This window comes from Streptococcus porci DSM 23759 (genome assembly GCF_000423765.1).
Taxonomy (GTDB): Bacteria; Bacillota; Bacilli; order Lactobacillales; family Streptococcaceae; genus Streptococcus; species Streptococcus porci.
The window spans coordinates 1-20,300 of sequence record NZ_AUIP01000012.1; the positions used below are offsets into that span (position 1 = coordinate 1).

The following is a 20,300-nucleotide window of genomic DNA, read 5'->3' on the forward strand; positions in this document are numbered from 1 at the left end:
GTTAGCAATCGCTGTTTTATCAAAAGTTGATTCTGAAACCAAGTCCTCATCTCCTACCAGTAGAAAATGTACAGAATTTGCATCAGAACGAGATGATAGATCAATCCCCAAGTAACGTGTGTCATTAGTTAGACCAGAAATTGATTCAGCATGTAAATACTCATAACCATTAAACATGAAACTAATAAGGCTCTGATAGATTTTACGTTTAGCATTTGCAAGCGTTACTGTAGCGCTTGGATTGCTAAAGGTGTTCATATTTTCATAACTTTGGAATCCCTGAGCCTCATCTTCAGCTGAAGTTGTTTTGAGTCCAACTTCTTTAGCTGCAGCATTAACCGCCTTGGCATCATGTCCGATTGTACGTGTCTGAGCAAAAGACCAGTTGTCAGCAACATATCCATCTGTTGTTAGATCTGCTAGGCGGATAGCTCCTTTGGTTACGCTAGTTGAAGTTGTTCCAAAGGCTTGACGAATTTGATTGAGTAAATCTGAAGCAAATAAGGAAAGTTCTGTGCGGACGCTTTCTGACAAGTTATTAGTATCTAAAACAGTCATATCATCATTAGCGTTAGCCTTAAAAACATTTTTTGAACGTAAATCTTTTGCCATCCCGTCCAGTTTAGCCTTAGCTTCTTCACCTTTTTCAAAATAGTTAAGCGCATAGTCACGTAATGCTGCCACGTACTCAGGAGTTAGCGTTATCGTGTTAATACCCTTAACGTCATTTTCTGCAACCATATAGGCTTCTTCAGCTGTTTTCAAGACTTTCATTGCTTGGTCAGCGACTTCTTCAGCCTCAACCACAAGTCTTGTGGCTGTTTCAAGCGCTTCATTCGCAACTGCTACTTGTTCTTGATTTTTTGTAATAGTGGCTTGGCGCTCAGCGTCGGCTTGTTTAGCTTGAGCCAAAGCTTCTTCAGCTTGTGCTAGTGCTTTTGTATCTTCTGCTAGAGTCTTAGAGGCTTCTTCAGCTTCTTTAACAACTTGAGCTTGACCTGTACCATCAAGGATAGCTTGTGCCTTATCAAGATTAGCTTGAGCTTGTTCAACTTCTACAGTTTTCTCAGCCACCTTTTGTTGACTAGCCTGTGACTTAGCTTCTTTAGTTGCAACAACTTCTGATTGAGCGATTTCTGCTTCTTTAGCGTCTGACAAGGTTTGTTCTGCTTCTGTTACTTCTTTCTCAGCAGAAGATATAGCAGTTTGAGCTTGTTCAATACCTTCTGGAGTTGCTTGTTCAGCTAACGTTTGTGCTTTAGATAGATTTGTTTCAGCACTAGCAACTTCTTCAGTGGCAGACATCACATCTTTTTCCGCTTCAGCAACGACATTTGCTTGAGCTCGAGTTTCTTGGGTTGCCGTTTCAGCAACATCTTTAGCCGTTTCTACGTCGGCTTGAGTGACTTCTTTTGTAGTATCTTCTGAGACGGTGTTTGGCTGAGTCGTTTCAGTAGATACTTCGTCAGCATGAACTAGAGTTCCTGATGTTGCCAACAAAACTGTTCCAGCAATCGCAAGGCTTTTTTTAGCCAGACGTGCTGCTTGATTGTCTGTTTGGGATTTACTGTTTCTCAATTTTTCTTTCTGTTTCATATCATCACCAATAATTCATAGATTACTATTTTAGGCTTGATGGCGCTTCTTCCACGTGAAGATGGCGGATAGCGCAGATAAGAAAAAGCCAAGCAAACCAAGAGCAGATTCAGAATCTCCTGTATGAGGAAGCGTCGCTTTAGTACCATCTGCCTTAGTAACAGTAATTGTCTTATCTGCATTTGACACGGCTCCGATTACTTCAGGGGCGACAGTTGAACCATCGCTAAGCACAAGTTGGCCAGCCTGAGTGCTAACGATAGATGCTCCAGTATAGGTTCTAATAGGCACTTCAGGTGTCACAGACTGAACTACCTGACCAGTCACAACTGAAGTCGTTCCCTCTTGAGGTTTTCCTTCTTTGATTGCTTGTTCAGCCGTTTGTGGGAGTTCCGAGCTAGGAAGTTCTGTTTTTGGTTCTTCTGAAGTAGATGGTTCAGTATCCTCTCCACTTTTAGGATCCGTTGGAGTCTCAACAGCTTGAGTCGTTTCTGTCGAAGTGTTACCCTCTCCAATAATTTCAGAATCTGGGATCGTTGAAATAGTCGGATCAACTGGAGGAGTCGGAACTTCAGTTTCAACTGTCTCTGTAGGGATAGTAGGATCTGTTGGAGTCTCAACAGCTTGAGTCGTTTCTGTGGGGGTTTCAACTGGAGTTGTAGGTGATGATTCTGTGGATGTCACAATCTCTGTTGTTGGAATTGTTGGATCTACGGGTGTGGTTTCATCTGCAAAAGCAACTCCTCCAGAGATGAGGAGGGTAGAAGTCGCAAGTGTAGCGAATATTTTTTTCTTTTTCATGTTAGATACCTTTCTTTTTTTAGTTGATATAGTCTGCTTCTTTAGGTTCAGTTGTCACAACAAAACCATATTTAGCAGAATCAGATTTTTTAGCAGTAAAACTTAAACGAATACTTCTAGCTTTATCACCTTCTTTAACTGATAGAACGTAAGTAGGCTGATATTCTTTAGTTTCTGGTTCATAGGTCAGTTGTTCAAGTATAACTGACTGTAAAGTTCCTTCTTTGGGAACAGTATATTTGGCATCTCCATCAGAAAGAAATTCCTCAAGATTTTCTTTCTTACCAGAATAATAATTTGGTAAGAAATAACGACTAAACACATCAATCTGATGTTCTTCATTAACGAGGTTCTGAGTGTTTTTCAGTTCCTGATAAAGATAAGTAATTTGGTCATTTTGCTTGGTTAGTTGCCTGTATACAATAACAGATGAAACGATTCCTCCAACAGCTAAAGTTGCTATAAACCCTATTAACAAGTAAACTTTTTTCAAAGAAGCTTCTTTAACCTTTGGTGCTGTAACTGATTGAGTAGGAATCACAGACATTGTGGAGACTTTCTTTGAAGTCGGTGCTACAGTTGATACTTGTTCACCTTCTACTGGAAATAGGGGCAAGCTTGATTCTTGGATTCCTAAGCTTACTTTGTAAGCTGGATAAATCTGATTCACAAAATACTCACGTTTTTCAGTGTAAGTATATGACTGAAACTCAGTATCTGTAAGAATGGCTTGAATCAAAGGCAATAGAAGATTTTGATAATTCCCATCAATAACAAATGGACTAGCAAATACTTCTCCTTCTGAAACAGCTTCTTTCCCTTCCAAGTGACAGATAGCAACTTTGTTCAATTGCAACTGGCCATAAGCATCCTGTAATGCTTGAAAAAGCATTTCCGCCTGAAAAAACGTCACATAAGGCAACGATTCTTCAATTGGATGCAGGAAGGTTTCTAAATACTGCTGATCTAACCCTTCAATAATTCCTAGAAGTTCACTATCATCTTCTGGAGATTTTCCTTCTTCCCAGGTTATCTCTACAAAAAGATCATCAGTCACCAAACATTTATTACTTTTCTTGAAAGGGATAAATGCCATAGTAACCACCTTATCCTTTCACGAAGTTAAAGCCCCATTCAACAATACTTGGACCAGCTGAAACCGCAATAATTGCTACTGCAATAGCCACCCAGTGTTTTTTGATAGCCGCTTTGACTTCACGTCCGCCAAAACCGTAGACTAGACCGGTTACAACAACGGCAAGACCTAGAGTCACAATACCAATTCCTTGAACTTTAGAAATACCTTGTTGTGCCAGTGCATCAGTTTTAGCGAACGGATCGTCTGCATAGGCTGTATTGGTCATGATACCTGATAGAAAGAGTGAAAGACTGAGTAAGTATCCTTTACCTTTTGTCTTCACTTTATCGATAAAATGTGTCAATTTGCTTTTCATAAAAGTCCTCCTTTAATTTATTGACATTATTAGTGTAAGGGATAATGAAAATTCCTGCGTTAAGCGGACAAGTCATGGGGAAAAAGTTTTTTTCAGCTGAAAAGAGCATCAACTTCTTCTCCAATTTCTCCTTCAACATCTAGCTGAATTTGTCTCAAATCTTTTCGATGTTGGCTATCTGGTGCCTCTCCCTCAACCCATAGATGAATATTGTAGGTTTGCCTACTTTTATCTAAAGAAAGACTTTTAGCTGAAATAGGGGCTAAAACTTTTCTTTTAATCAAACGCTCTAAGGGACGTGCGCCATTTTTTACATCGGTTCCGACATCAGATAAATACTGAATTAAACTAGGCTCATATGAGAGTGTCATATTTTGACGCCTCATTCTATCTTCAATTTCAGACAAGTTTTTTTCTGCAATCTTTTCAATAATTTCTCGTTCCAAAAGATTAAAGATAAGCTTATTTTCAATACGATTAAGGAACTCTGGTCTAAACTCAGTTTCAAGTTCACTAATCATTGACTTCTCAAATTGTTGCCTATCACGTTCGGTTAGATTTTGGAAACTCCCTTTTAATTCCCATTTATTAATGATTTTTTTAGCTCCAATATTAGTCGTCATAATGACAATAGTATTTTTAAAACTAATCAAGCGACCCGAGCTATCTGTTAAGCGACCATCATCCAACACCTGAAGAAAAAGATCCATAACCTCTCCATGAGCCTTTTCAACCTCATCTAACAACACGACACAATAAGGTTTTTGTTTTACAGCTTGTGTCAGTTGCCCCTTGGTTTTCGTTGCACGATTACCAATCAGTTTAGCTACATCTTCTTTCTCTTTGAACTCGGACATATCAAATCGAATCATGGCATTTTCATCATCAAAGAGTGCTTCAGCTAAAGCCTTTGATAACTCTGTTTTACCAACACCTGTTGGCCCTAGGAACATGAATGACGAAATCGGTTTATTCTCATCTTGCAATCCAGCTTGAGCAATCGTGACAGCATCCACAATGGCATCAATAGCATCCTCTTGCCCCTTGACACGATTCATTAATTTTTCCTTCAGACCATCTAAGCGTTCCTGATCACCTTTTAATATTGTAGTGACAGGAATACCAGTTTTATCCTTCAAGACCTGGGCAATATCCTCTTCTGTAATACTGTCTTTTCCTTCAGCTGAAGCAATAGTTGCTGCTTCATCAATCAAATCAAAAGCTTTGTCTGGCAGAAAGCGATCTGTTAGATAACGAACAGATAAACGTACCGCTTGTTTCACAGCTTCAGAAGAAATTTGAATCCCATGAAATTTCTCATAAATTATTTTCGCTTGATCAATAATGGATATGGCTTGTGGAATCGTTGGCTCTTCAACCATAACAGGCTGCATCCGACGTTCTAGGGCCCTATCGGTTTCAATATAATCATGGAACTCATCTAAAGTAGTTGCTCCAATCAACTGAATATCTCCACGTGCCAAAACTGGTTTTATAACATTCCCTGCATCGAGGGCTTGACCGTCCTGACTACCTGCACCAACAATAGTGTGAAATTCATCGACAAAGAGAAGATTATGACCACGTGTGGCAACCATCTCCTCAATAATCTTCTTGAACTTAGCAATGAAGCCACCATCTTCTTCACTCATCAAGCTGGATAGTTCCAGGGAACGAACCGTTAAACCTTTTAAAGCTTCAGGAACTTGGTCACGCATAATAGCAAGCGTTAGGCCTTCCACAATAGCTGTTTTCCCAACTCCAGCTTCTCCTACCAAGATAGGATTATTTTTAGTTCGTCTGAGAAGAGAGATAATGACTGCTTGTACTTCCTTATCACGGCCATACACTTGATAGTCGTCTGATTTTTTAGCAACTTTAGCTGACAAATTATCAGTGTATTTATCAAGATAGGGGGTCTTCAATTCATCTTCCACTTCAATCATTCCTTCCTTTAGCAGTTGCAATCTGATCGGTTAGCTTTTCTTTGATCGCATCAACAAACTCACGTGGATTAATTTTTCCCTCTCCAATCTGAGAGAGGAATAGTTCCCAACCGCCAGTCGTTTCAGGACTCGCAAACTCATTATCATAAAGGTAATGAATTAAGAGATAGGCTTTGTTGGTTGGAAATAGTTGACCTGATTTCTTATTTTTAGTGATATAACCACGGTCTTGAATCGTTTTAAGCGTAGCAGCTCTTGTTGCCTGTGTTCCTAAACCATACTTAGGTAAGATTTCACTGATAAATTGAGCTTCAGTAATTCTCTTAGGTGGTTTTGTCACACCTTCAAGAACCAGTGCCTTCGTTTCTAATTGATCCCCTGTGCGATAATCTGGAAGTTCAACATTACCTTTTAATTTTTGTTTACTAAAAGCGACCCAACCAAAATCAAGCATTTGTCTACCTGCTGCCTTAAAAATCAAGCCTTTATTTTCCAATTCAACAGTTGTAGTGTTGTAACGACAATCAGCGGCAAACATCAAAAGCGTTCTGCGAACAATGGCTTCATAAACTAAACGCTCATCAGGTTTTAAAGTCACTAGGTTAGGAATATTTTCTGTTGGAATAAGGGCGTAGTGACTCGTTTTAGCCACTTTTTCAGGATCAACGTAATTTTCCCTTGGTTCTAAATGAACTGGCTCAAAATGGCAACTGATAGTATCTTGATAACTCTTGATGTAAGTCTTTAGATAATCAAATTCCTCTTCAGTAATAAATCGAGTATCTGTTCGAGGATAAGATAAGTATTTTTTCAAATAAAGACTTTCTACTATCCTTTCTGTTTTGAGAGGTTCAAAGCCCCACCATTTTGCAGCAAGCCCTTGAACATCCGAGAGATTAAATAATGCAGGTGCTGCTTTTTGGTGTTCCGTCATTTCAACTGAAGAGACAATAGAGATCGGACTTAATTGTCGTGAAGTGGCCAGAACCACATCACTATCTGAATACTTCTCTTTATTAGAGAATATCACACCTGTTTCTTTATCTTCCAACTGTAATTTCCAATACGTTTGGGGTCTAAAATTCTGAATAGCTAAATCATTTTCACAGATTAAACGGACTGCTGGAGTTTGCACTCGACCAACAGATAAGCTATTGCCTTTGCCTCTGGGAAGTCGTCCTTTATTTTGCAGATCTATCGTTGCTAGAGGCGATAAATTCATTCCTACTAACCAATCTGATTGCGCACGTGCTTCAGCTTCTAAATAGTAGTTATAGGTTTCCATCGGTTCCCTAAGTGCCTGAAAAGCTTTTTGAATAGAACGAGTGGTAACCGAGTTAACCCAAAGACGTTTGGTTACCTTGCTTTTCCCTTCAGGAATATGGGATAAAATCGAATAAGCAATCCTTTCCCCTTCTCTGTCAGAATCTGTACCAATAATCACCTGATCAGCTGCCATAACTTCTTGATAAATCTGCTTAAAGGTCTCTTTAGAATCTTTGTCCTTCTTTAGTGTCTGTTTAAATGAAACATCGACTAAGGGTAACTTATCTAAATCCCAATTATCCTTTGGTAAACCATACTCAAATAAGTGTCCTTCAGCAGCAATAACATGAACTTCATCTGAAAAGTACGGTGTGTGTTTAATTATATGAACTTTTCCTTTTTTACTAGCTGTTCCTAGACTCTCTGCGTAAGCAGCAGCCTGTGTTTCTTTTTCAGCCAAAATGACTGTCACCATATAATTGTCTCCTTTCTCTTAATAGTTCCATCTTAAGAGATAATAGAATTTCTTGCGTTAAGCGGACAAACCCTTACAACTAAAAGAGTCATGACACAATTTGTTATATAACTTTTTGTATCATTTCTTATATATAAAAAGGCACTCTCAATTGAGAATACCTTTTATCTTAACGGCTTGGCCCTTTGGTAGGCGCTTTAGGAAAATTTGGCGATTGTCCCCGATTCTTTCCTTGCTGATAAGGTTTCGTGTGATGCTCAATTTGCTTGTGCATCTTAGAAACTGTTTTATGGATACGTTTCAAAGAGTCCGCTAATTGCTTATCATTTAATCCTTGTAAATTGTCGGTCCACTTAGCCATATAATCAATAGCCTTCTCAGTCGTATCTAAACCAAAATGCTTTGAAAGCAAATGACTAGTCATTTCAGCTTCAAGCTCTTTTTGAACTTTAGGTAACTCTTTATACTGATCTGTAAGGCTAGGATTATGAAGTGTTGCATGAGCCAGTTCATGAATCGTTGTTGCAATTTTTTCTCCAGGCGTGTTATCTGGATTAATTAAAATTAATTGTTCTCCTGGAAAAAAGGCACCTTTCGCATTTCCAAGAACATGAGCTTCATCTTTCATGATAGAAACTCCAATGCTTTCAGCATAATCACATAAGCCTTCAAGTACTTCTTTAGTCTTAACCTTATCGGTATTAAAGTTATAATGACGGTTTGGCATAGCTTTTGGATAACTTTCTGGTTTAAGTGTAGTTTGTGATAGTTCAAAGACCTTGTAAGTGGTAAAACGAGGATACCCTGTTTTCGGATCCCTTTCTTGGAATTGACGTACAGAAAGTTTGCCGTCTTTCACAAGAGCTTTTTCTTGTGGCGTAGCATCAGACAATTTTTTGTACTTTGGATTGCCTTTATCATTTTTTAGCTGTTGGCCAAGTTCATCTAGAACTGGAATCATCTTAGCCATAACTGGTCTAAAAAGCGTAATTTTAGACTTCTCGCCTGTTTTAACTGACAGTCCTTGGTGTACTATTTCTTTCGTTTCACCAGTCCTCTTGTTGGTGTACGTCGCTTTTGTCTGGATAACATCGTCTGGTTTAATACCTAAAGTTTCTCCCATAGCTTGCCACTGATCATAGGTTGCAACAGCATTAGCACCGCTCCACTGCTCATGAATTAAGGCTACATTTCTAGGAGATAGCTGTGGGAATTTACTCATGAAATCCATATACTCCATTAGATCCTCAGGTGACTGTGTGTATTCACGAATTTTTTGGAAAGCATGTTCACTGATTTCAAAAGCGGATGCGCTGGTATAATCAAATGGTTCATCAGATGTCACAGGATGCTCCTGCTCATTTTCTCTGACTGGATTTTTAACTGATTCTTCAGCCATAATCTCTTCAAGCCTTTGAGCTAAACTAACTTTCATTTCTTGATTAGGAGATTGGAAATGTTCTCTAGGATTATTTGTCTCATCTAAAAGAATGTCTTGCCTCTTCAAGCTCTGCTCATTAGCTTCAGTGGCAATTTCCTGATTCACTTCTTGATTTTCCAGCTGAGAAAGAATCTTTTCGTCGATAGCTGCTAACTCAGGTTGTCCTTCTAAACGACGATATCCCAGCCCCAACAAGCGTGAGATAGGTTCCGTTTCATCACCAATATCATAGCGGATATTATCTTTGATTAGTATGCCTCCAGGAGCATACACGTCAAATTTAACTTTAGTAAACGGTACATAATCTGCTTGATTTCCTGTTGCCAAACTTTCTTGATGTCGGTCGTAGAAGGCTCTATTCTGCTTGTAAAGCTCTTCAGCAAATGTTTGATACTCTACAAGCTCTGTTTCCTTAAATGGAATCTGAGGGCCGTCTGGCCATATTTCAGACCATTGAAGACGTACATGGTAAGTTTCATTATAGATACGGTCTTGATGCCACTCTTGATAGAAATGTGACGATTTATCAACTAGCTCCTGCTGGTCAGCTGCTGCAATCACAGCAGTAAAGTTTCCATCATGACCATCAGAAAGTTCATAGTAATGCTCCCATGCAGCTTTTGACTCTTCAGGTAGTTCTGTTCCCAGTTGTCTAGGATCTCCTACATTATATGCAGCATCTAGCACCTGTGTGAAAAGTTCAGCTGAGATAGTATCGCTTTGAACAATTTCTTGACTCGGTTCAAGAGCCTCTTCATATTGCTTATTTTCTAAAATTGATAACATTTCTTGACCACCATCTTTGACAAACTCTTCATTGATTGACAGTTGATCAATTTGCCCATCTCTTTCTCTATAAACACCCAAAATAATGTTTTCGTCAGCTGTTTGTGCTAACTGATTTTTTAATCCTGTACGTAGCTTCATCAAACTAGCAGGAAAAGTAGTATTATCAACAGTCCTAAGTGCCAAAATAATATCTTCATCCCCAGATTTAATGGCTTTATCCAAATCTAAAGAATGAAGTTTTGGAACTTCAGACAGATCACCAAAATAAAATGAATCTGATTCTACAATTGCTGGCAATTCAGGCAAGACTTTTAACTTATCAAACGCTGCACCTTTATTTGCTAAGAGAATTGTATCAAAAGCACCATTACCATTAGCAAAATCTTCCAATGTTTGCTCTGCTGACTGACCTTCCTTATATGGAAAAACTCCTGTTAAGTGTTGAAATTTATCCTTATCAAATGTCACCTGAAGCGTCTGGACAGAGTCATTTTCTTGATAGAAATAATAGATTTTACTATCTGCTAATTCATTGAGATACCAGTTAGCAGCTTGTTGTAACGTCCCAGCGTAACGATTCAATTTCACCAAATCCTTATCACTAATAGCGTGATAATTACGTTTATTGATTGACTGCCCGTCCTTATTTATGCTAAAATGTAATAAAGGCTGAGGCTGAGTTTGATTTGGTGACAAGTCATTCAAAGGTTGCGACTGGTTCGCTTCAGGTAGAGGTGCTGCCTCCTGATTGTTATCAGGAAAATCCCCGATTGTACCCTCAGCATTTTTTTGTTGCCTTGATTCGCTTATCGTCTCTTGAGTCATTTCAAGAGACTTTTCTTTTTCTTCTGGAACAACAACCGCTTCTTGTTCTTTTCCTGATACCAGCAAGTCGGCGTCATAAGCTATCTGGAGATACTCTGCTGGCAAGGCTTGTGAGAGTTGTTCTGATAACAACTCTTTTTCTGTGCCAATATCGTATCTGAAGGACTCTACAAGAATCTCACCATGTTCATTTTGAAGAGCAAAATACGTCTTAAAATAACCAAGGTCAAAAGTCGCTAGACTGTTCTCCTGGTAGAGGTCAGAGACAAACTCTTGATAAGGAATAATGTCTCCTTGCTTGTATTTCTCAGCGATTCTGCGATTTTCAGAGAAGTCAAAAATCACTTCTAGTTGTGGTTTCTGTGATAATTCTGGGTTTTTGACCTGCTGGAGATAGTCGTTCCAGTCTGTCTTTTCTTGACCTGCTTGCAATTCTGGCAAGTCAGAAATAATGGCTGCCCCTTTCTTCTGAAGAGAGTCAATAAAGGTGCGACCGCCTTCGTCGTTATCAACGGCAAGAGTGATCCAGTTTGCATGTTTTCCATCTGTAAAGAAATTATTGTCAATAGCTGTCTGTAATCCTTCTCCTAATTGATCATGAGTCCAACGAAGCGGACGACCTGAAATATCTGCCTGAAGCTGTGCTAAATGCCTTCCTACCACAGATTCTTTCAAGCCGTCCATCGATACTAATCTGACATCTTGTAGTTTTTCTTTATTCAATTCATAGTAAGACATCAAATCAATAGCACTTTCTGCAAAGATAAGGCGATTAGGTTGCCCAATATCAACGTGCATACCAGTAATACCATCTGAATTTCTGACAATATTCTTAGCATATCCACGTTCTGGCCATTTCTCCCAATTTTCTTCACTACCTTGCAGAGTAGCCCCTACAATTTCACCTGAGAAATCAAATGACTTAAAAACAACTACTGGCTCAATACTGCCATTAACTTTAGCATTAGCTTGGGCAAGGACTCCCTTTTCTAAGAAAAAATCAATCGTTTCATCAGAAAGGCCACGTTGTTCTTTTAGATAGTCTCTAGCAGCTTCAAATGGCTGCTCATAAGGCTGCAAATAGTAGGTAAACGGCTCTTGTACTCGTTCTACGTGAGTAAATTCTTTAAAGGTACCATCATTGAGAAAGTCAATTGCTTGATTAAAGTTGACTTCTTTCATAGTTTGAACTAGAGCAATAACATCACCACCTTGATGACGTGAAAACCAATTCCACATGTTTTTTTTAGGTGAAATCACCATAGAGTCGTGCTCTTTCCAGCGATAATCTCGGCCTGATTGAACCAATTCCATGCTAAGTTCATTAGCAACATCTAAAATATCACGAGACCTGGCATGTTCTACTCTCTCACGACGGCTTTTCCCACGTGGAGATTGTTGTTGTGTATGTTCTTCTGCCATAAAAACTCCTTTCATTCACTAAAAACACTCATATGTCGGCTGATATGGTGATATTTCAGGAACAACAAAAATTTCTTTTGGTAATTGAACTAGCTCTCCAACCGAAAAAATTTCAAAATGCTCTGCATTATCTTGAAAATCAAGTTCTAATTCTAGATCACCATTTTTTCCTTGTCCGGAAAAAAGAATTTTCTTTTGAGTATCATCAATGGCCCTAACCAACCATTCAGCTTCAAAATCAAATTCCTCTTCTGAGACACCTGGGAAATGTAACATTGTTTTCACCTCCTTTTCTACAGTTACTTTTAGTGTAAGAGATAATGGATTTTCTTACATTAAGCGGACAACTCACAGGATTTTTCAGCAAAAAAGCCATTGATAGCTTATCAATGACTTATTAGCGTTGTGCTTGTCTGCGTTCCTCTTGCTCCTCACGTTCATCGCTTCGTGCACGTTCCATCAGTGCTTTTTTACTTGCTTGTTGTGACCGTTTAAGAGAAGCTGTTAGTTGTCTCATAAAGTCGGTATTGATTCTACCACTTCCCTGTGACTGTTGCATTTGAGCTTTTTTGATGACTTTACGCTCTTGTAATTGCTTAGAAACAGCTTGAGTAATCTGACTTTGATTCTCTTCATTTGGTTGTAATTTGGCATATAAACGCTTTAACTCTGTAAAACCTTGTGCATTAGCGATTTTCATCTCTTTGATAGCTGATTCATCAGATAATTGATTCATCTGTTGATTTCTCGTGTTGATTTGATATTTCAACTGAAAAATAGAGATGTGAGTTTGAAGTTCCTCAACATAAGCCTCTTTTGAGGTTGTCACCCCTTTCAGAAGCATTAAAATCCCATCATCTTGAAGTTGATTGACAAACCCTATCTCAGATCTCAGCTGCCTAATAGGGAGCTGTATCGTGCCCGCAGTAGCTTTATTGATAGGCAATGCAACACTATCCTCAAATTGACCTTTTAACCGCTGCTTAAGCAACTGCTCATCTTCAGATAACTTATAGTTCGGAGTGAGTTGTAACTGTATAGCTTGCAACTCCTGAGTTATCGATTGTTTCTTGAAATTCACAAATGGTTGATCAGAAGCTAGTGGCTGGATCTGTTCAAGTAGTTTTTGACGAACTTGCAATTCCTTCTGACTAGCTTCTAACACGCTGAGTTTCAACGCATAACGATAAGTACCTAATTCACGACGTTCTTTCTCTGTGGGGTTAGGCTTTAACTTAGCAGCATCCACCAACTCTTTTAATTCATTTGATGACAATAAGGACAAGTCTTTTAGTGTCAAGGTTTTCATCTGAATATTTTCTGTTAGCTGGCTAATGTCATAAACATAATCTAGGACAAACTCTGGCTGACCAATTCCCTTACCATCCGTATCGTAAGCTTCATAGACTGGCTTTATAATTTCAAGTGGTTGTTCTCTAGGTTTCACAAAATAACCTAACTTCTGCCAAGCTTTCTGACTTTTTACTACACTTGCTTTAGGTAGTTGTTCCAAAATTTTTTTCTGATTCAAAACAGAAAAGTTCTTCAAATTTTTTTCCAGCTGAACGTCCTGAATTTGTGGCGCTGCCTCTCTGAACGATCGTAAGATATTATTAGCTAAACGCTCCCTTAAATCCATCACACGACGTGCTAAATGATGTTCTAAATCATATCCTTTGGATTCAGCCAATGTCCGAATTGTTTGTCCATCAACCTTTCGGATTTTTTCATAGACTTGATTTTTTTCAGCCGAATAGACCCCAGTGTAGGTCTTTAGCAATTCTCTAGTCTCTTGAAGAAATTCTTGATAGGCAACACTCCCCTCATTTTGCAAGTAGGAATCTAAATAACGATCAAGAAAAAACTTACTAACCGCAAAATCTCTGGCATTAGATCCATAACGCCACCTCTTGTTTAGCGGCAAGTGATTATAGGCCTGTTCCAAAAAATTTTTTTCAGCTGAAGAGGTGATTTTGTCCGCCTGGTAAACTGAAGTCATTAAGTCAGTTTTTAAGTTAGCAAGAACCTGCTCTTTTCTGATAAGGTTTGATCGTGTTTCTTCTTTCAGAAGTCCATGATAGATACCACTCTTAAAACGGTTGATTGTTTTCTGGGAAAAATTTCCTTTGTACTCCATACGTCCACGAGGCCGATAGAAAATTTTGTCACGATTAGATTCAACCTCAGACAGTCCAAAATGAATATGAATATTATCTGTATTCAGATGGATATTCCCCCACCAAAAGGCAGAAGTAGAAAGCCCTTCTTTCTGAATGAGTGTAGGCATCATATCACGCATAGCCGCTTTAATCGCTTTTTGATCAACTTGGCCAGTTGCAACATCATACAATCCCTGTTCAGCAAGAAAAGTATTATCAAACGAAATAACACCTTGCCAAAGAAGTGAGCCATTTTGGTAAGCTGATTCTAACTTATTTTTTAGGTCGTTTAATCGACGTTTCTGGAGATAATCTGCTTCCTGAGTAAAGACAGCTGTTATTTCTTCTGATTGGTTTTCTGTTGCATATGATCGGTTCATATAATCAATGTATTCCCTAAAATTTAACTGAGTTTCAGGAACAGCTTCCTGAATACGAGTCATCTCGTCTTCAGTCAATCCTTCAATCATTTGCCTGTTTGTTTCTAAGGACAATTCTTCGTCAATTTTGACAGCTTCATCACGATTTGTATAATCCACATACTGAGGATTAGCCTCTGTATATTGAAGCATAAATGTAATATTAGGACTAGATGATACATTCATCACTTATGCTCCTTTCTTAGTCAAAACAATCCATCTTTCCTTAATTGAACATAATCTTTCAGTAGAGGCTGGAGTTCTTCAGGTTCTACTTTAAAATCTTGAAACCACGGTCCAGTTTGAGAGACATGCAACTCTTTTTTAGCTTCAATAAATTGCATAGGAACTAATAAAATATTTGGCTTATGCAATTCTGAGCCGCTTTCACGTTCTAGAAATGCTACAATAAAATCTTGACTGCCATTTGTTCTAAATTGCCAATGTTGAGAGTTTCCATTTTTCTTTTTATGTAGAGAACTATACTTAACATCAATCGTCAAGCCATCAAACCAAAAATCATAAACAGGATTATTTTTCTTAAAGTACTTATTAGCATCTGTTGCTTCTGGAACATACTTTTGAAAGAGTTCTTCTGCCATTCCTCCCAGTTTAGCCGTTCGAGATCCGTACTGAATTTTATCTTGAATTTTCAAACAACCACTCTTAATTAATTTCAAGTGAGCAATATGAGTCGGTAATCCAGATTGCTTTACTGCCTCATGAAAATCTCCTGTTTCTAAATATATGTCAACTATATCAGCCATTTTAATTATCCTTAATGTGAGTTTTTAATTGTTTGGCCACGTGCCACATCTTCTTTAATGAGGTCATCAATTCTAGCCATCAATTCATGCTGAGCTGGATCAAAGCGAGAATGAACAGACTCTAAATCTTGAATATCAAAATCATCGCCTTTTGTAATGGCATGGAAATTAGTCAATTCTAAATAAAGTAGCTGATCCAATTGACGACGGATAGATTTTAAAGCACGCCCTTCATCTGAGTTGGTCAATTTTTTTTCCAGCCGAGACAGTCTTTCGGAAAATGGCTGTCTTTCTCCTGTTTCCAAAAAGAGTTTATGAAAGGCATGAATCACTTTAACTACTGTCGCTGAGTTGTTAGGACTTTGACGATTCAGACTTCCTCCCATTTCTTCTTCTAAATAACTTTTGATTTCAGTAAACTTCTGTAATGTCTCTTCGTTAAAATAGACGTTGATTCTTCTAGTCATTGCTTCTCCTTACTCTGATTTTTTGAAGTTCCTGTCAGATAGTTAATGTCATATCCTGATTGAACATTAAAGATATAAACATCAAACGACACTGTTTCATCTTCTACACTCTGTGCTTCCATACGAATACCACGAGCAACTAATTCTACATTTTTAAAAATAGGCGTTACTCGATAACGAACGTGATGGTCTGTCTCTCTTATATAATTTGCGACTAAATTTTCATAGTAAACCATTGACGATTTTTCATCATCAAAGTTTGCATTAAGGGCACGTGTTCCTGTAAATAGGTTTTTTACATTAGCATTCTCACCACTTAGTTGAAATCCAATCAAGTGTGACCGATTATACAAATAATCTTGTTTTCCATTAAACAGGATTTTTTTATTCTTCCATCCAGTCGGTTTTACGGATGAAATATCTTCACGTTCATTTGTTGGCATCAACTCTTGGCCCAACATTGCTTCAGCAACCCCAACACGATTCAAGAAATCTAGGTTACTGTATTTTTCCCATGAACCATTTTCTAGACTCAACTCTTCATCAGTAAATTGTGCTTTATCATTCACCACAATAACCTGATGTTTCCCATCAAACACCTTACCTTTCAATTCTTCATTTTGTGTCTGGTGAGCATTGCCTAAATCACCATTTTTTTCTTCAGGTGAATCCGAAATATTTAACTGACTAGCCAGATCATTTTGAGTAAATGCACTTTTTAGAGATTGAAAATTTTGTGGCTGCACTAACAATATGACAATAAATAAAATACTGACTAATAAGAATTTGTTCTTTTTCATGAGCGCCTTCCTGCCTCTCTTTCAGCAGCAAGCGCATCAACATCATCCATAAATCGCAACCAGTCTGTTGTCAACTCTTCAACAATATCTTGCTTGGCACTGTAAGCTAATAACTTGATTTCATTTTTTAGTAACAGTTCCAATATCTGTGACTGTTGTTTTTTAATATCTGCCAGAGTTTCCGCAAACTTATTATCGTACAAATCCAATCCATCATTTTCAACAATTCGTTGAAGTTGAGCAAGCATAAATTCGTTAAAAGACGGATACTCATATTCTTTTGATATCATGTGTAACTGGGTCCATGTCGTTTCTGGAATGGATCTAATTTTTATTTCTTTAGTCACTTCTTTCCACCTCACCCTCATATTCTAACCATCTCGAAATATGATCTGCATAGCGAGCCATTTTCGTTTCAAAATCAGATAATAGATTTGTTTGTTTTTCAGCCAACAATAAAATATGATCTGATGTCAATTTCATGTTTTCTAAATACGCAAGATAGTTCGATTCAACTAAATTAAATTGACCTTTTTCAATTTTTTCACGACACATGACTAGTAAAAATTCATTAAATGATTTTGCTTTAGTTTCTCTTGCAAGAGCTTTTAAGTAATCTATCTCTCGAATAGATAGCCCTCGAATTTCAATCCTTGTTTGATGGCTTTTAGCCATATTAGTTACCTCTCTTTCTACAAAGCAGAGCGCCCTTCTTTTTTCTTTTGACGAGGCAAAAGCTAAAAGAAGCAAAAAAGAAAACCTCAACCTCGCAACGTCACGAACCAAACTGGTTCTACTTTTGCGGTTTTTCCACACACTAACACACACTACTACGGCTAATGCCTTTTGGGGTGTGCTGTGTTAGAAAAGAGCATAAGGGAAACTGTCCCCACGTTCCGTGTGGAGTTGATAGTATCAACGTTTCCGTTACCGGTAATTTTCTCGGCTACGCCTACTTACACACACATAGGTTACACACCTAAGCACACTGTATCTTTCAATATACACACTTAGACACACCGTAACAGCCACAAACACACACAGTATTCAACTGTCAAAATGTGGTGATTATTCAGCTGGAAAGGTAGAAAGTTTAACTTTTTTATTCTCCCTCTTCTCGCTCTTTTTTAGCAGCCTCACGTCTTGCTTTTCATCTTCTTTAATAATTGCAAGCTCTGTTTTTAGATCATCAAGGATTGATTCATAGGACTGATTCTTGTCCTTTTTCAATTGAATCTGAACGTAAATTTTACCAATTTGTTTTTGAAAATTTTCTTCCACAAGCTTCCGTTCATTCTCTAAAGAAGCAACTTTTTTCTTTGCCTCTTCTAGTTCCAAATCAATTTTAGTAAGATCTTTTTTTGCCATTTAATAGCCTCCTTCATTTTGATAATTTTAGTATAAGGGATAACAAAATTTCTTGCGTTAAGCGGACAAATCATAGAAAATATAAAAACTCCCTAATATCAAAATTAGGGAGTAACACAATCAGCGATTGAGGCCAAAATAGAGAAGCATTTCTTTCCTAAAAGTAGTCTTTCGACTATTCAATGTACTGGCTTGGATAATTTGTTCCAAGGGCTCTCATGTTTCGTAAATGCAGCTTTTTGACTAAGCTCAAATTGAATTAATGTGTGGTCAAAATTTTCCTCAATTCCAAAAGGATAAACTCTAAAAACAGGATAATAGATGGTATCAACATCTTCAAAAATTCGTTCTACTTCTTTAGTAATAAGATCCGTTTTGTGATGGATACCTGTTGTTACTTTTCTATTTAAAAAGCTCAATTCAACAACATCTTGATATGGTTGTTTGATCACATTTTGGTTAATTTGTCGCATCCGTTTATCTGCATCTGCTTCATCTACATCATTGTAAAAATTGATTTCTGGTGGCAAATCATCTGTTAATTTCCGAATACCTAAATACTTTTTATCAATGATATTTTTCAAGACATAGTACCTAAATAATCTTGGTAGAAGAATATTTCCTAAAATTGCAAAAGCGGCACTTATAATCCAGAACTTGTATAAGTTATTTACCATCTGTTCAGATATTGTATGGTCGAAAGCATAGTCAGCTTCTGCTAGAAAAACAAGCAAAAATATAAATTCTTTTAATGATAATTTTATACGTCTAAAATCTTGTAACCACGTACCATAACCAAAATTGAAGATAACATTAGCCATTAGAAAATATCCTATAAGACCAATTGCAACTACTCGATAATCTTGTGGAAGGTAATACATCAGCAAGCCTAAAAAACCAGCTGAGAAGAGATAAAACTGACTTTTAGCAACAAATCTAATGAGCCAATTTAAGCCACAAATAAGAGATAATTTGATTCCGTTTTTGTTTAGTGATTTCCATTTTGAAGTAATTTTTTTCATGTTACTTTTCCTTTCATTTCAATATTAATTTGTCTTCTGAAAATGTGGTCAATAGGTCTCTAATCCTTTTATTTTCCAATCTCTTACTCCTTTACAGTTTTAGCAAATGAAAATCCAACAAAATACTGTATAATGCCGCTAAAAAATTTATTACAAAAACCAATAGACACCATATCCATACAAACGGTTCTCTCCGGTGAAATGAGATAATAAACATGGGATAGATCCACAAAGCGATACAAATATTAATTGGTACTAAAATGCTCATTTTTTACTCCTTTATTTCATTTCTACTGTTTCAATCGGATTAGAAAATTCAAAGGTTCCATCTTTAATAGCGGCCTCTTTTTTCTCTAGGCTGTCAATCTTAGCTTGGACCTTTTCAATATTTTGATTAGCAGTTTCAATAGACCTATTCTTAGTTTCGATGTTGCTTTCAATAGTAGCAATATCTTTTTGATTGGTTTCTAAATCATCGCCAGATAGGTAATCTGCTTCTTTGAGAAGGCCCTCTTTACGAGAATTATCATCTTCAATTGAAGCATTAAGCTGTTTGATTGAGTTATTCAACTTTTTGATCTGACCTTCTTGAAAAGACTTCTCTTCTGTGATTTCTGATAAGGCAAATTCCTCACGAGAAACACTTTTTATCTTTTCTTTTTTAAGCCTACTATTTTGAGTCGTTACATAGAACTGAACAACATTATCTTCAGTATCTTCTGTTTTCACAGATTTCTCTTGTTCATCTGAAGGGCTAGAAATATATATATCAATTGAGCTAGTGGAAACTGTTTTATTCGCAATATCAATCGCATAGGCTCCAAAATTATCCGGTACATTTCTGATGATCACTGAAATTTTATTATCTACAATCGGTACAATTTCCATTGTTGTATCAGCAGATTTATTCTGCGCATATAAGTCCCATTTAAGACGTTTGGTATCAATACCACGATCCACTGGAGAGGTAGAATCTTTTGTTTCAAATTGTAGAACTATAACACCTGTCGAAGGCGAATACGTTTGACTAGAAAGTCTAATCTCACCTGTGCCATTCTCAAAAGACCTTTTAGTTTTTAGCTGTTCATCAGTATAGGTTAGTCTTTGTGGAGAATAGAAAGCTCCCAATAATAAGCTTATCCAAGCTGTAAATAGTATTGAAAAAATAACTAATTTACGCTTAATAACATTTTCTTGAAACCACCTCTTAATTCCTATAAAAGGTTTAGCAATAGAGCTGGATTTTATCTTTTCAATCAGGTTCTTTATAGTGTCAATCATAA

16 protein-coding genes and 1 pseudogene are annotated in these 20,300 nt (G+C 37.4%); all 17 read right to left on the reverse strand.

Annotation, left to right across the window (positions count from 1 at the left end; all coding sequences use genetic code 11):
• Positions 1-1,596: SEC10/PgrA surface exclusion domain-containing protein (locus G576_RS0105255; RefSeq protein WP_027973719.1), on the reverse strand; the 1,596-nt coding region annotated here is incomplete at its 3' end.
• A 30-nt stretch (positions 1,597-1,626) separates the two neighbouring features.
• Positions 1,627-2,397: an LPXTG cell wall anchor domain-containing protein gene (locus tag G576_RS0105260; RefSeq protein ID WP_027973720.1), complete on the reverse strand. Its 771-nt coding sequence runs from the start codon at positions 2,395-2,397 to the stop codon at positions 1,627-1,629.
• Between the two features lie 19 nt (positions 2,398-2,416).
• Entirely contained in the window at positions 2,417-3,493 is a 1,077-nt protein-coding gene (locus G576_RS0105265) for a hypothetical protein (protein ID WP_027973721.1), read from the reverse strand.
• Positions 3,494-3,503: 10 nt separating this feature from the next.
• Positions 3,504-3,851: a TrbC/VirB2 family protein gene (locus tag G576_RS0105270; protein ID WP_000837589.1), complete on the reverse strand. Its 348-nt coding sequence runs from the start codon at positions 3,849-3,851 to the stop codon at positions 3,504-3,506.
• Positions 3,852-3,943: 92 nt separating this feature from the next.
• On the reverse strand, positions 3,944-5,797 hold the full coding sequence (locus tag G576_RS0105275) for an AAA family ATPase (RefSeq protein ID WP_037618566.1): 1,854 nt from the start codon (positions 5,795-5,797) through the stop codon (positions 3,944-3,946).
• Positions 5,790-7,538 (reverse strand): type IA DNA topoisomerase, encoded by a 1,749-nt coding sequence (locus tag G576_RS0105280; RefSeq protein ID WP_027973723.1) that lies wholly within the window; start codon positions 7,536-7,538, stop codon positions 5,790-5,792. Before G576_RS0105280 ends, G576_RS0105275 begins: the two co-directional genes overlap by 8 nt.
• Positions 7,539-7,707: 169 nt before the next feature.
• Positions 7,708-12,015, reverse strand: a complete 4,308-nt coding sequence (locus G576_RS0105285) for a PBECR4 domain-containing protein (protein WP_027973724.1) — start codon at positions 12,013-12,015, stop codon at positions 7,708-7,710.
• Between the two features lie 18 nt (positions 12,016-12,033).
• Positions 12,034-12,291 (reverse strand): hypothetical protein, encoded by a 258-nt coding sequence (locus G576_RS0105290; RefSeq protein WP_027973725.1) that lies wholly within the window; start codon positions 12,289-12,291, stop codon positions 12,034-12,036.
• Positions 12,292-12,412: 121 nt separating this feature from the next.
• Positions 12,413-14,779: a MobP2 family relaxase gene (gene mobP2, locus G576_RS0105295; RefSeq protein WP_027973726.1), complete on the reverse strand. Its 2,367-nt coding sequence runs from the start codon at positions 14,777-14,779 to the stop codon at positions 12,413-12,415.
• 20 nt (positions 14,780-14,799) lie between these two features.
• Positions 14,800-15,360 (reverse strand): hypothetical protein, encoded by a 561-nt coding sequence (locus G576_RS0105300; RefSeq protein ID WP_027973727.1) that lies wholly within the window; start codon positions 15,358-15,360, stop codon positions 14,800-14,802.
• An 11-nt stretch (positions 15,361-15,371) separates the two neighbouring features.
• Positions 15,372-15,827 carry a hypothetical protein gene (locus tag G576_RS0105305; RefSeq protein ID WP_027973728.1) on the reverse strand — a complete coding sequence of 152 codons (456 nt, stop codon included), beginning with the start codon at positions 15,825-15,827 and terminating at the stop codon, positions 15,372-15,374.
• On the reverse strand, positions 15,824-16,627 hold the full coding sequence (locus G576_RS0105310; RefSeq protein ID WP_027973729.1) for a DNA/RNA non-specific endonuclease: 804 nt from the start codon (positions 16,625-16,627) through the stop codon (positions 15,824-15,826). The genes G576_RS0105305 and G576_RS0105310 overlap by 4 nt, the downstream gene beginning before the upstream one ends.
• Positions 16,624-16,974 carry a hypothetical protein gene (locus tag G576_RS0105315; RefSeq protein WP_027973730.1) on the reverse strand — a complete coding sequence of 117 codons (351 nt, stop codon included), beginning with the start codon at positions 16,972-16,974 and terminating at the stop codon, positions 16,624-16,626. The genes G576_RS0105310 and G576_RS0105315 overlap by 4 nt, the downstream gene beginning before the upstream one ends.
• Entirely contained in the window at positions 16,967-17,302 is a 336-nt protein-coding gene (locus tag G576_RS0105320) for a hypothetical protein (protein WP_027973731.1), read from the reverse strand. Before G576_RS0105320 ends, G576_RS0105315 begins: the two co-directional genes overlap by 8 nt.
• A 427-nt stretch (positions 17,303-17,729) precedes the next feature.
• Positions 17,730-17,995 (reverse strand): annotated as a pseudogene (locus G576_RS12340) (hypothetical protein).
• Between the two features lie 179 nt (positions 17,996-18,174).
• Positions 18,175-19,017: a hypothetical protein gene (locus G576_RS0105330; RefSeq protein WP_027973732.1), complete on the reverse strand. Its 843-nt coding sequence runs from the start codon at positions 19,015-19,017 to the stop codon at positions 18,175-18,177.
• Between the two features lie 279 nt (positions 19,018-19,296).
• Positions 19,297-20,298 (reverse strand): coiled-coil domain-containing protein, encoded by a 1,002-nt coding sequence (locus G576_RS0105335; protein WP_027973733.1) that lies wholly within the window; start codon positions 20,296-20,298, stop codon positions 19,297-19,299.
• Positions 20,299-20,300: the final 2 nt, after the last annotated feature.

Bases quoted from the DNA above. Each gene is read 5' to 3' on its own strand.
- G576_RS0105260 (WP_027973720.1), bottom strand. From the start codon at position 2,397: ATGAAAAAGAAAAAAATATTCGCTACACTTGCGACTTCTACCCTCCTC.
- G576_RS0105265 (WP_027973721.1), bottom strand. From the start codon at position 3,493: ATGGCATTTATCCCTTTCAAGAAAAGTAATAAATGTTTGGTGACTGAT.
- G576_RS0105270 (WP_000837589.1), bottom strand. From the start codon at position 3,851: ATGAAAAGCAAATTGACACATTTTATCGATAAAGTGAAGACAAAAGGT.
- G576_RS0105275 (WP_037618566.1), bottom strand. From the start codon at position 5,797: ATGATTGAAGTGGAAGATGAATTGAAGACCCCCTATCTTGATAAATAC.
- G576_RS0105280 (WP_027973723.1), bottom strand. From the start codon at position 7,538: ATGGTGACAGTCATTTTGGCTGAAAAAGAAACACAGGCTGCTGCTTAC.
- G576_RS0105285 (WP_027973724.1), bottom strand. From the start codon at position 12,015: ATGGCAGAAGAACATACACAACAACAATCTCCACGTGGGAAAAGCCGT.
- G576_RS0105290 (WP_027973725.1), bottom strand. From the start codon at position 12,291: ATGTTACATTTCCCAGGTGTCTCAGAAGAGGAATTTGATTTTGAAGCT.
- mobP2 (WP_027973726.1), bottom strand. From the start codon at position 14,779: ATGAATGTATCATCTAGTCCTAATATTACATTTATGCTTCAATATACA.
- G576_RS0105300 (WP_027973727.1), bottom strand. From the start codon at position 15,360: ATGGCTGATATAGTTGACATATATTTAGAAACAGGAGATTTTCATGAG.
- G576_RS0105305 (WP_027973728.1), bottom strand. From the start codon at position 15,827: ATGACTAGAAGAATCAACGTCTATTTTAACGAAGAGACATTACAGAAG.
- G576_RS0105310 (WP_027973729.1), bottom strand. From the start codon at position 16,627: ATGAAAAAGAACAAATTCTTATTAGTCAGTATTTTATTTATTGTCATA.
- G576_RS0105320 (WP_027973731.1), bottom strand. From the start codon at position 17,302: ATGGCTAAAAGCCATCAAACAAGGATTGAAATTCGAGGGCTATCTATT.
- G576_RS0105330 (WP_027973732.1), bottom strand. From the start codon at position 19,017: ATGAAAAAAATTACTTCAAAATGGAAATCACTAAACAAAAACGGAATC.
- G576_RS0105335 (WP_027973733.1), bottom strand. From the start codon at position 20,298: ATGATTGACACTATAAAGAACCTGATTGAAAAGATAAAATCCAGCTCT.